This is a genomic window from Ornithinibacter sp. (assembly GCF_035443565.1).
GTDB lineage: Bacteria > Actinomycetota > Actinomycetes > Actinomycetales > Dermatophilaceae > Fodinibacter.
Genome location: NZ_DAORSO010000061.1, coordinates 1 through 10,248 on the forward strand (window position 1 = coordinate 1; position 10,248 = coordinate 10,248).

The 10,248-nt window shown below is 73.3% G+C and carries 13 protein-coding genes and 1 riboswitch; of the genes, 9 read left to right on the top strand and 4 right to left on the bottom strand.

The features are described from left to right. Positions 1 to 419: 2Fe-2S iron-sulfur cluster-binding protein (locus PLL68_RS08250; RefSeq protein ID WP_324533294.1), on the bottom strand; the 419-nt coding region annotated here is incomplete at its 3' end. A gap of 121 nt (positions 420 to 540) precedes the next feature. Beyond that, positions 541 to 671, top strand: a riboswitch (FMN riboswitch). 121 nt (positions 672 to 792) lie between these two features. On the opposite strand from PLL68_RS08250, the gene ribD reads away from it, so the two are divergent. The 8 genes from ribD (at position 793) to PLL68_RS08290 (ending at position 6,594) form a co-directional block, all read left to right on the top strand. Then, positions 793 to 1,830 (top strand): bifunctional diaminohydroxyphosphoribosylaminopyrimidine deaminase/5-amino-6-(5-phosphoribosylamino)uracil reductase RibD, encoded by a 1,038-nt coding sequence (gene ribD, locus PLL68_RS08255; RefSeq protein ID WP_324533295.1) that lies wholly within the window; start codon positions 793 to 795, stop codon positions 1,828 to 1,830. Positions 1,831 to 1,835: 5 nt separating this feature from the next. Beyond that, positions 1,836 to 2,489 (top strand): riboflavin synthase, encoded by a 654-nt coding sequence (locus PLL68_RS08260; protein ID WP_324533296.1) that lies wholly within the window; start codon positions 1,836 to 1,838, stop codon positions 2,487 to 2,489. Further along, a complete protein-coding gene (locus PLL68_RS08265) occupies positions 2,486 to 3,709 on the top strand; it encodes a bifunctional 3,4-dihydroxy-2-butanone-4-phosphate synthase/GTP cyclohydrolase II (protein WP_324533297.1) in 1,224 nt (407 codons plus the stop codon). The genes PLL68_RS08260 and PLL68_RS08265 overlap by 4 nt, the downstream gene beginning before the upstream one ends. Beyond that, positions 3,706 to 4,191: a 6,7-dimethyl-8-ribityllumazine synthase gene (gene ribH, locus PLL68_RS08270; protein ID WP_324533298.1), complete on the top strand. Its 486-nt coding sequence runs from the start codon at positions 3,706 to 3,708 to the stop codon at positions 4,189 to 4,191. The genes PLL68_RS08265 and ribH overlap by 4 nt, the downstream gene beginning before the upstream one ends. Before the next feature lie 5 nt (positions 4,192 to 4,196). After that, positions 4,197 to 4,922, top strand: a complete 726-nt coding sequence (gene pnuC / locus PLL68_RS08275; protein ID WP_324533311.1) for a nicotinamide riboside transporter PnuC — start codon at positions 4,197 to 4,199, stop codon at positions 4,920 to 4,922. A gap of 52 nt (positions 4,923 to 4,974) precedes the next feature. After that, positions 4,975 to 5,238: a phosphoribosyl-ATP diphosphatase gene (locus PLL68_RS08280; RefSeq protein ID WP_324533299.1), complete on the top strand. Its 264-nt coding sequence runs from the start codon at positions 4,975 to 4,977 to the stop codon at positions 5,236 to 5,238. 67 nt (positions 5,239 to 5,305) lie between these two features. After that, a complete protein-coding gene (gene hisG / locus PLL68_RS08285) occupies positions 5,306 to 6,151 on the top strand; it encodes an ATP phosphoribosyltransferase (RefSeq protein ID WP_324533300.1) in 846 nt (281 codons plus the stop codon). Next, positions 6,148 to 6,594: a PH domain-containing protein gene (locus PLL68_RS08290; protein ID WP_324533301.1), complete on the top strand. Its 447-nt coding sequence runs from the start codon at positions 6,148 to 6,150 to the stop codon at positions 6,592 to 6,594. Before hisG ends, PLL68_RS08290 begins: the two co-directional genes overlap by 4 nt. A 6-nt stretch (positions 6,595 to 6,600) precedes the next feature. Here the strand turns inward: PLL68_RS08290 and PLL68_RS08295 are convergent, their stop codons facing one another. Genes PLL68_RS08295 through PLL68_RS08305 form a run of 3 tightly spaced genes read right to left on the bottom strand, consistent with a single transcriptional unit; the run spans position 6,601 to position 9,454 of the window. Continuing rightward, positions 6,601 to 7,797 carry an MFS transporter gene (locus PLL68_RS08295; protein WP_324533302.1) on the bottom strand — a complete coding sequence of 399 codons (1,197 nt, stop codon included), beginning with the start codon at positions 7,795 to 7,797 and terminating at the stop codon, positions 6,601 to 6,603. Next, positions 7,794 to 8,873 (bottom strand): FUSC family protein, encoded by a 1,080-nt coding sequence (locus tag PLL68_RS08300; protein WP_324533303.1) that lies wholly within the window; start codon positions 8,871 to 8,873, stop codon positions 7,794 to 7,796. The genes PLL68_RS08295 and PLL68_RS08300 overlap by 4 nt, the downstream gene beginning before the upstream one ends. Then, positions 8,870 to 9,454, bottom strand: a complete 585-nt coding sequence (locus PLL68_RS08305) for a nucleoside/nucleotide kinase family protein (RefSeq protein WP_324533304.1) — start codon at positions 9,452 to 9,454, stop codon at positions 8,870 to 8,872. Before PLL68_RS08305 ends, PLL68_RS08300 begins: the two co-directional genes overlap by 4 nt. Before the next feature lie 33 nt (positions 9,455 to 9,487). On the opposite strand from PLL68_RS08305, the gene hisF reads away from it, so the two are divergent. Then, on the top strand, positions 9,488 to 10,248 hold a 761-nt coding region (gene hisF / locus PLL68_RS08310; protein WP_324533305.1), incomplete at its 3' end, for an imidazole glycerol phosphate synthase subunit HisF.

Below are 10,248 nucleotides of genomic sequence, written 5' to 3' on the forward strand. Positions count from 1 at the left end.
CCCCCGTGGTCCTTCGGTGACGGCGCCCGGTCCGGACGGTAGAACTCGGCGGCCATCGAGCACACGAAGCCGGGCGTGCAGTAGCCGCACTGCGACCCACCGCGCACGGCCATCTCGTGCTGGACGGGGTGCAGCGCCTCGGGCGACCCGAGCCCTTCGGAGGTCACGACCTCCTGACCCGCCAGGGCGCTGGCCGGGAGCAGGCAGGCGTTGACCGCGGCCCACCGGGTGCGGTCATCGCCGTCGCGCCGGGCCAGCATCACCGAGCAGGCCCCGCACTCACCCTCGGCGCACCCCTCCTTGGCTCCGATCAGCCCGATCGAGCGCAGCCAGTCCAGGGCGGGGGTCCACGGGTCGGTGCCGGCGAGGTCGTGGACCACACCGTTGACCGTCACCCGGGGTGTCTGGTTGGTCGCCATGGCCTGATCCTCCTCGTCGTCGCGGCCCGTGGGGCCCCTTGTGCCCAGCGGCATCCGGGTGAGAGAGCACACACGGCGAGGCCACGGTAACCCCGCGCCGGGGTGCGGCATACTGGGCGTGACACGTGCTCCGGGGTCGGTGTAATTCCGAACCGGCGGTGACAGTCCGCGACCCGACCGCAGCCAGCGGCCGGTTGACCCGGTGAAACTCCGGGACCGACGGTGAAAGTCCGGATGGTAGGCAGCACGTGCTGGCGAGGCCCGCGGGTCTCGCCGGCGGTCGTCGTGGTCGGTTGCCCTCGGGTGCCAACCTTGGACAACCATCCTCCCGGAGCCTGACCGAACACCCGGTTTCCAGGCACGAGGGCAGGACATGGACGAGAGCACCGCGCTGATGCAGCGGGCGATCGATGCTGCCCGCCTCGGCCCGCAGGCCGACCCCAACCCGCGGGTGGGCTGCGTCGTCACGGATGCCGCGGGTCGGGTGGTCGGTGTGGGGCACCACCGCGGGGCCGGCACCGCGCACGCCGAGGTCGACGCGCTCGCCCAGGCAGGGGAGGCGGCCCGCGGCGGCACCGCCCACGTCACCCTCGAACCGTGCAACCACACCGGACGCACCGGCCCGTGCACCGGCGCCCTGCTCGAGGCGGGCATCGCCCGGGTCGTCTTCGCCGTCGGGGACCCCGACGCGGTCGCCGCGGGTGGGGCCGCGACGCTGGCCGCCGCCGGGGTCGCCGTCGAGACCGGGGTCCTGCGCGAGGCCGCCGAGGAACTCAACGAGTCGTGGCTGCACGCCCGCCGCACCGGCCGTCCGTTCGTCATCGCCAAGAGCGCCTCGACCCTCGACGGTCGCACGGCCGCCGCCGACGGCACGAGTCGCTGGATCACCGGCGAGGCAGCCCGCGCCGACGTGCACGACCTGCGCTCGCGGTGCGGCGCCGTCGTCGTCGGCACCGGCACCGCCCTGACCGACGACCCCCAGCTCACCGTGCGCACGGCCGACGGCACGGATGCCGGGTCCCAACCGCTGCGCGTCGTGGTCGGCCACCGCACCCTCCCGGCGACGGCGCGCGTGCTCGACGGTGCGGCCGAGACCCTGCTGCTGGCGACCCACGACCCCGCCGAGGTGCTCGCGGCACTGCACGCACGCGGCATCCACCGCGTCCTCCTCGAAGGTGGCCCGACGCTGACCGCGGCCTTCCTCGCCGCCGGCCTCGTCGACGAGGTCGTGGCCTACGTCGCGCCGGCGCTGCTCGGCTCCGGTCCCACGGTCAGCAGCGACCTCGGTGTGCGCACCATCGCGGATGCCGTGCGCCTGGACCTCGTCGACGTCACCGTCCTGCCCCCCGACGTGCGGATCACCGCCCGCCCCGCCACCGCACCCCCGGTCCACCCCCGGGCAAGGAGCTGATCGCCGTGTTCACCGGAATCGTCGAGGAGCTCGGCACCGTGCTCGCCCTCGACACCCTCGAGGCAGACGGCCGCACCGACTCCGCGCGCCTCACCGTCGCGGGCCCGCTCGTGACCGCCGACGCCACCCACGGCGCGTCGATCAGCGTCAACGGGGTGTGCCTCACAGTCCTCACCCACGGGGACGGGGAGTTCACGGTCGACGTCATGGCACAGACGCTCGCGCTGACCAGCCTGGGCGCGCTGCGACCGGGCGACCGGGTGAACCTCGAGCGCGCGATGGCAGCCGACGGTCGGTTCGGCGGCCACGTCGTGCAGGGCCACGTCGACGGGGTCGGCACCATCGTGCGCCGGACGCCCGGCGAGCGGTGGGAGGTCGTCGAGGTCTCGTTGCCCGCCGACCTCGCCGGCTACGTCGTCGCGCAGGGGTCGATCACCGTCGACGGGGTGAGCCTGACCGTGGCCGGGCTCACCGGGACGACGTTCAGCGTCTCCCTCATCCCGACCACGCTCGCGCTGACCACGCTCGGCACCAAGGACGTCGGTGACCCCGTCAACCTCGAGGTCGACGTGCTCGCCAAGTACGTCGAGCGCCTGCTCGCCACCCGGTTCGCCAGCCCCGCAGCCCAGCCAACACCGACCCCCGCGGAGGAGTCATGACCCTGTCGACCATCGAGGCTGCGCTCGACGCGCTGCGCCTCGGGCGCCCGGTGCTCGTCCTGGACGACGAGGACCGTGAGAACGAGGGCGACGTCGTGCTCGCCGGTCAGACGTTGACCGACCAGTGGATGGCCTGGACCATCCGCAACACCTCCGGCTACATCTGCGCCCCCGTGACCGAGGAGGTCGCCGACCGGCTCGACCTGCCCCTGATGGTCCGTGACAACCGCGACCCCCGACGCACCGCGTACACGGTGACCGTCGACGCGGCATCCGGTGTCTCCACCGGCATCTCGGCCGCCGACCGGGCCCACACCATCCGCACCCTGTCCGACCCGACGGCGAGCGCCGACGACCTCATCCGACCGGGGCACGTCGTGCCGTTGCGGGCCCGTGCCGGGGGAGTGCTGGCCCGCGCCGGGCACACCGAGGCAGCCGTCGACCTGTGCCGGCTCGCCGGGCTCGAACCGGTCGGAGCCATCGGTGAGCTCGTCGCCGACGACGGCACCATGCTGCGCACGCCGGGCGTGCTCTCCCTCGGTGCCGCCCACGACCTGCCGGTGGTCACCATCGCCGACCTCGTGGCGTGGCGCCAGCGCCACGACCGGGTGACGCGGGTCGCCGACACCGTGCTGCCGACGCGCCACGGCACGTTCCGCACCGTCGCCTACCGCGACGTGCTCACCGGCGTCGAGCACCTCGCCCTGGTCAGCCCCCTGGGCATCCCGGAGCGGGCCCCGCTCGTGCGGGTGCACTCCGAGTGCCTGACAGGTGACGTGATGGGTTCGCAGCGCTGCGACTGCGGCCCCCAGCTCGAGCGTTCCCTCGAGCGCGTCGCGGCCGAGGGCGGCGTCGTCGTCTACGTGCGCGGACACGAGGGCCGCGGGGTGGGTCTCGGTGCGAAGCTGCGCGCCTACGAGCTCCAGGACCGCGGTCTGGACACCGTCGACGCGCAGATCGAGCTCGGCCTGCCGATCGACGCACGGGAGTACGCCGCTGGCGCGGCCGTGCTCCTCGACCTCGGGGTGCACGAGCTGCGGCTGCTCACCAACAACCCCGCCAAGGTCGATGCCATGCGCGAGCACGGCATCCGGGTCGTCGCCGTCGAGCGACTGCGGATCGCACCCGTGGCCGAGAACGCCGCCTACCTGCGCACCAAGCGCGACCGGATGGGGCACGACCTCGTCATCGACAGCAGTGAAGGAGCAGCACCGGCATGAGTGGACACGGAGCACCGGTCGTGACCGTCGACGGGAGCGGCCTGCGCGTCGCCGTGGTCGCCGCGTCGTGGCACGAGCAGGTCATGGACGGCCTCGTCGACGGCGCGTTGCGTGGGCTGGCGGATGCCGGGGTGCGCTCACCTCTCGTGGTGCGCGTGCCCGGCACCGTCGAGCTGAGCGTCGCCTGTGCCCGGCTCGCGCCCCGGTACGACGCCCTCGTCGCCCTCGGCGTCGTCATCCGTGGCGGCACCCCGCACTTCGAGTACGTGTGCCAGGGGGTCACCGTCGGCCTGACCCAGGTGTCGGTGACCACCGGGGTGCCCGTCGGGTTCGGCGTGCTGACCTGCGACACGGACGAGCAGGCCGTGGCACGGGCCGGCCTGCCCGGCAGCGTCGAGGACAAGGGCCACGAGGCCGCGACCGCAGCCGTCGCCACGGCCGTGACCCTGCGCGACCTGGATGCCGCGGCGGCGGGTCGGTGACCGTGCTGCGCGAGCTGCTCGCGTGGCTCCAGCACGAGTCGATCACGGTGGCGGGGTACCCGCTGCCGTGGATCGAGGTCGTCGGCAACCTCTTCGGGTTCGCCTCGGCCATCCTCGGCATGCGGCGCAAGGTCTGGGCCTGGCCCATCGGGATCGTCGGGAACCTGCTGCTGTTCACCATCTTCGTCTCGGCGACCTTCGACGCCGACTCGCGCACCCCGCTGTTCGGTCAGGCCGGCCGGCAGGTCTTCTTCATCATGACCAGCCTCTACGGCTGGTGGCGCTGGCAGGAGCACCGCAACGCCCGCCTGGCGGCCGGCGCGTCCGCCGACACCCCGGCCATCACCCCGCGGTGGGCGACCGCGCGCGAGCGGCTCGGCTACGTGCTCGTGTGGATCGGTGGGGTCCTGGTCGCTCAGTGGGCCCTGGCCGGCATCGGCGCGGCGTGGCCCGCTCCGCGCTGGTACTTCTGGTGCGACGCGTGGATCCTCGTGGGCTCGATGCTCGCGACGTACGCGATGGCCCGCGGGTGGAACGAGTTCTGGCTGATGTGGATCGCCGTCGACCTCGTCGGCGTGCCGCTGCTCTGGCACAGCGAGTACTACGCCACCGCCGTGCTCTACGGCGTGTACGGGTTGCTCGTGCTCTACGGCTTCTTCGTGTGGTTGCGGGCTTCGCGGGCCGAGGCACCGGACGCGCTGGAGACCCGCGAGCTCGACCCCGTCGCCTGACCGGACGGACGGCGCCGTCGAGGGTCGCCGCGCCCACGTAGGCTTGTCCCTCGTGAAGACGTTCGACGAGCTGTTTGCCGAGCTGGCCGACAAGGCCCGCACCCGCCCGCCCGGTTCGGGCACCGTCACCGAGCTCGACTCCGGGGTCCATGGCATCGGCAAGAAGATCGTCGAGGAGGCCGCCGAGGTGTGGATGGCGGCCGAGTACGAGGGCCGCGAGCGCACCGCCGAGGAGATCAGCCAGCTGCTCTACCACCTCCAGGTGCTCATGCTCGCGTGTGACCTCACCCCGGACGACGTGTACGCCCATCTCTGAGGGCCGCTCCGGCATCCACCCCTGAACGCCACCACGGCATCCACCCCTGACGAAAGCCTCACCACCCATGCTGCGCATCGCCGTCCCCAACAAGGGTTCGCTGTCCGAGCCGTCGGCCGCCATGCTCCGCGAGGCGGGGTACCGCACCCGTCGCGACCCCAAGGAGCTCATCGTCACCGACGCCGCGAACGGCGTCGAGCTGTTCTACCTGCGCCCGCGTGACATCGCCGTCTACGTCGGCTCCGGCACCGTCGACTGCGGCATCACCGGCCGTGACCTGCTGCTGGACTCCGGGTCGGCCGCCGTCGAGGTGCTCGCACTGGGCTTCGGCGCGTCCACCTTCCGGTATGCCGCCCGCCCGGGCACGGCGTCCGCGCTCGCCGACATCGGTGGCCACCGGGTGGCGACCAGCTACCAGGGGCTCGTCGAGAAGCACCTGGCCGACCACGGCATCCAGGCTGAGGTCGTGCGCCTCGACGGTGCGGTCGAGACGGCCATCACCCTGGGCGTCGCCGACGTCATCGCCGACGTCGTCGAGACCGGGGCCACCCTGCGATCGCAGGGCCTCGAGGTCTTCGGCGACCCGATCCTCAAGAGCGAGGCGGTGCTCGTGCGCCGCGAGGGCAGCGAGGAGGCGGCCCAGGTCGAGGTGTTGCGCCGCCGACTGCTCGGGGTGATCACCGCGCGCCACTACGTGATGCTCGACTACGACGTGCCCGCCGCCCTCGTGGATGCCGCCTGTGCCATCACTCCGGGGCTGGAGTCGCCGACGGTGTCGAACCTGCAGAACCGCGACTGGTGCGCCGTGCGTGCCATGGTGCCGCGGTCGGGGACGAACGCGGTCATGGACGAGCTCTACGACCTCGGCGCCCGGGCCATCCTCGTCACCGACATCACCGCCTGCCGGCTGTGACCGACACCGGAGGTTCGTCCGGCCCGGTGGTGTTCCGACCGCGCCGCGGGCGGGTCGTGCCCCTGGTCATGGCGACGATCGCCCTCGTCGTCACGGCCGGTGTGGCCCTGGGCATGGGAGGCGCCGGGTGGTCGGGTGGTGACCAGCTGGCGTTGTTCGGTCTCGGCGCCGGGCTGGCGGCCTTCCTCGGTCGGTACGCGAGCATCCGGGCCGTGGGCGACGACGTCGGCCTGACCGTTCGCAACCTGCTGATCACCCGCACGGTGTCGTGGGAGGAGATCGTCGAGGTGCGCTTCCCCGATGGCGCGCCCTGGGTGAGCCTGGAGCTCACGGACACGGACGAGCTCGCCGTCATGGCGATCCAGCGGGCTGACGGCGACGACGCCAAGGTCGAGGCCCGCCGACTCGCCGAGCTCGTGGCCGAGCGCCGGACCACCCGCTGATCCCGCTCAGTCGATCTGGGCGCCCACCCGTGCGAGGTCCGGCCGCAGGCGCAGCGACAGGATGAGCTGCGGCACCATCACGAGCGCGAGCAGCGCCCAGACCAGCGAGAAGCTGCCGGTGACGTCCTCGACCACACCCATCGCCGCCGGGCCGAACGCCGCCGCGGTGTAGCTGACGAGGAAGGCCATGGCCGTGAGGCGGGCGCTGTCGCGCGGTGTCGCCGCGTATCGCACGAGCAGCGCCAACCCGAGCGCGAACGCCGCCCCCTGGCCGGCTCCGAGCAGGCCAGCCCACAGCCACGGGGCGGTGTCCGGGGCCAGCCACACCCCGAGCTCCCCGGCGCCGCCGAGCAGGCCCGCGAGCACGAGCAGCAGGCGCGGGTCGGGGACGTGGTCCAGCAGGGTCGGGGCAGCCAACCCGGACAGCAGCTGGGCGCCGGTGAAGGCGGCCATGAGCAGGCCAGCCTCGCGCGCGGTCCAGCCGTGCGCCTCGTACGTGGGGGCCAGCCACGCGAGCGCGGAGTAGAACTGCCAGGACTGCGCCGTGAGGTAGGCCGCGACGAGCCAAGCCGTCGCGCTCGCCCACGGCAGCGCATGGGTGACGTCCTCGGGCACCTCCTCCCGCTCCGGATGCCGGTGCGCCGCCCGCGCGACCGGCACCCACACCACGAGCGCGAGCGCGGCGAGCGGCGTCCACACGAGCAGCGAACGTGACCAGTCGCCCAGGACGTCGGCGAGCGGTACCGACGTGGCCGAGGCGACCGCGGCCAGGCCCATCATCGCGGCCATCGTGAGGCCTGTGCCGAGCCCGGACCGCCGTGCGGGGAAGACGGCCTTGACGATGCCCGGCAGCAGCGTGCCGGCGAGCGCGATGCCCGCGCCGGCGACGAACGTCCCGGCGTACAGCGACCACACCGCGCCGCCACCCGATCCGCGCAGCACGAGCCCGGCGAGCACGAGCCCGACCCCGGCTCCGGTGGCGACCTCGGAGCCCAGCCGTCGAGCGACCTGGTTCGCGCCGGGTGCGAGCAGCCCCATGCAGAGCACCGGCAGCGTCGTGAGCACGCCCATCCACGCGCTCGACAGGCCCAGGTCCGCCCGCACCGCCTCGGCGAGCGGAGGCAGGCTCGCCATGAGGGTGCGCATGTTGGCCGCGACCAGCACGATCGCAGCCACGAGTGCCCACCGCGGTCGCTCGGTCACGCCGATGACTCGGGCAGCGAGAGCAAGGCGTCGTCCTCGTCCATCCCTGCGATGACCAGCAGGTCGACCACCATCGACCGCACCTGTCCGCGCAGCATCTCCGCGGACAGACCCGCGTCAGGGTCGACGTGCGCGGAGAGCTCGGCGACACGGTCGAGCACCGCCCGCGCGGCGGAGGGCGTCGCGTGCTCGTCGAGGACCCGGGCCAGGTCGCCCGCGGCATCGGCCAGCGCCGCCACGAGGGCGATGTACTGCTCGGGCACCGCTTCGCCCCGGACGAGCGCAACGACCGCCCTGCGTGCGAGCACGCGCAGGTTGCGCACGCACCGGTCGAGCGGCACGACGAGCGCCGATCCTGCCCTGGCGGCTGGGGCGTGCCCGCGCAGCAGCGGTGACTGGCGCACCACGGCGGCGCCTTCGGAGGCAGCGACCCGCAGCTCTGCCAGCTGGTCCTCCAGGGCGCGCGCACCGTCAAGGGCGGCGGTGGCGAGCGCCCGGTCACGACGGTGCAGGGCGTCGACCACCTCGCGCAGGGTGGTCGCGATCTCTCGCGCCGTCCGGGCCGCGAGCACGCGGGGGCGGCGCACCGGTGACGTGGGCGCGATGGCCCCGACGAGCAGGGCGACCACGCCGCCCACCACGGCATCCAGCCACCTCGAGAACGACGCACTCTGGTCGGCCACGAACGCGACGATGAACACCGACTGCACCCCGGCCTGGATGACGAGCAGCTGGCCGGACGACACGACGACCGCAATCCCCATGGCGAGCACCACGACGAGGGCCATCTGCACGGCGCCGGAGCCGAGCCAGACGACGATGAGGTCTCCGACGAGGATCCCGATGGCGACCCCGACCGTCACCTCGACGATGCGTCGCAGCCGCTGGCCGTAGGTGAGGCCGAGACACAGGATCGCGGTCACCGGCGCGAAGAACGGGTTGACGTGTCCGAGCACCTCGCAGGCCACGAGCCAGGCGGCGAACACGGAGACGCCGATCTGGAGCAGCAGCACCCAACGGTCGGACAGCCGGTCGATGCCTCGGGCCAGTGCTGGCCGGGGGTCCGGGAACGTCATCGTAGGCCGGTCGAGAGGACGAGGTGGGCCTGCTGCCAGGGGCGGACGGACTCGTACACGGCATCCTCCTGGACGGCCCAGCGCTGCCAGTGCGGGGCGTAGACGTCTCCGTCGCGGCTGAGGGCGCGGCGGCGCCGCACGGCATCCGGTGCCTCGACCCAGACCCGCACGGCCGCGTGCTGGAGCGCGGGCGGGACGAGGGCGCCGCACCCCTCGAGCACGAGGTGCGCGCTCGCGGCGACGTCGATGGTGCGACCGGGGCGGGACCGCATCCAGTCCCACCGCCGGTACGCGGCGCTCCCCCCGCGGGCGAGGGGTTCGAGGACCTGTTCGGTCACGAGGTGGACGCCGGCCGAGAGCCCGTCCCAGCCGGGAAAGATGTCGTCCAGGTGCACGATCGGGCACCCGAGGGCGTCGGCGACGGCAGTGCCGAGCATCGTCTTGCCCGATCCGCTGCGCCCGTCGATGGCGACCACGACGGTCGGTCCGGCCACGGGTGCGGCATCTGCGGCCACCGCCAGCACCGCGGCGACATGGGCAGGGTCAGCCACGTCGGCGTGCTCGGCGGGCGGCTGGCTCATGGCGGCGACTCTAGTGCTGGCACCATGGGGCGCATGTCCGTGGCCGTGCGCGTCATCCCCTGCCTCGACGTCGACGACGGTCGGGTCGTCAAGGGCGTCAACTTCGAGAACCTGCGCGATGCCGGTGACCCCGTCGCCCTCGCGCGGCGCTACGGCGAGCAGGGCGCCGACGAGCTGACCTTCCTCGACGTCACCGCGAGCAGCGGCGACCGCGCGACGATGTTCGACGTCGTCGCCCGCACTGCCGAGGAGGTCTTCATCCCGCTGACCGTCGGCGGGGGAGTGCGCACCGTCGACGATGTCGACCGGCTGCTGCGGGCGGGTGCCGACAAGGTCGGCGTCAACACCGCCGCCATCGCCCGGCCCGAGCTCATCGCCGAGACCGCCGACCGGTTCGGTGCCCAGGTGCTGGTGCTCTCCGCCGACGTCCGTCGACGCCGCGACGAGCACGGGATGCCGTGCGGCGGCTTCGAGGTCACCACCCACGGTGGGCGCACGCGAACCGGCATCGACGCCGTGCAGTGGTGTGTTCGGGCCGCCGAGCTCGGGGCGGGCGAGATCCTGCTCAACTCGATGGACGCCGACGGCACCAAGGACGGGTTCGACCTCGAGCTGATCCGCCTGGTGCGCGCCGAGGTGACCGTGCCGGTCATCGCCTCGGGCGGTGCCGGTCGCGTCGAGCACTTCGCCCCCGCGGTGCGGGCCGGGGCGGATGCCGTGCTCGCGGCCAGCGTCTTCCACTTCGGTGAGCTGACCATCGGCCAGGTCAAGGACGCCCTGCGCGCCGACGGGCT

What these genes read in the sequence shown, in the direction of transcription:
- PLL68_RS08265 (WP_324533297.1), top strand. Translation starts at nt 2,486, where the DNA reads ATGACCCTGTCGACCATCGAGGCTGCGCTCGACGCGCTGCGCCTCGGG.
- ribH (WP_324533298.1), top strand. Translation starts at nt 3,706, where the DNA reads ATGAGTGGACACGGAGCACCGGTCGTGACCGTCGACGGGAGCGGCCTG.
- PLL68_RS08305 (WP_324533304.1), bottom strand. Translation starts at nt 9,454, where the DNA reads ATGAGCCAGCCGCCCGCCGAGCACGCCGACGTGGCTGACCCTGCCCAT.
- PLL68_RS08300 (WP_324533303.1), bottom strand. Translation starts at nt 8,873, where the DNA reads ATGACGTTCCCGGACCCCCGGCCAGCACTGGCCCGAGGCATCGACCGG.
- hisG (WP_324533300.1), top strand. Translation starts at nt 5,306, where the DNA reads ATGCTGCGCATCGCCGTCCCCAACAAGGGTTCGCTGTCCGAGCCGTCG.
- ribD (WP_324533295.1), top strand. Translation starts at nt 793, where the DNA reads ATGGACGAGAGCACCGCGCTGATGCAGCGGGCGATCGATGCTGCCCGC.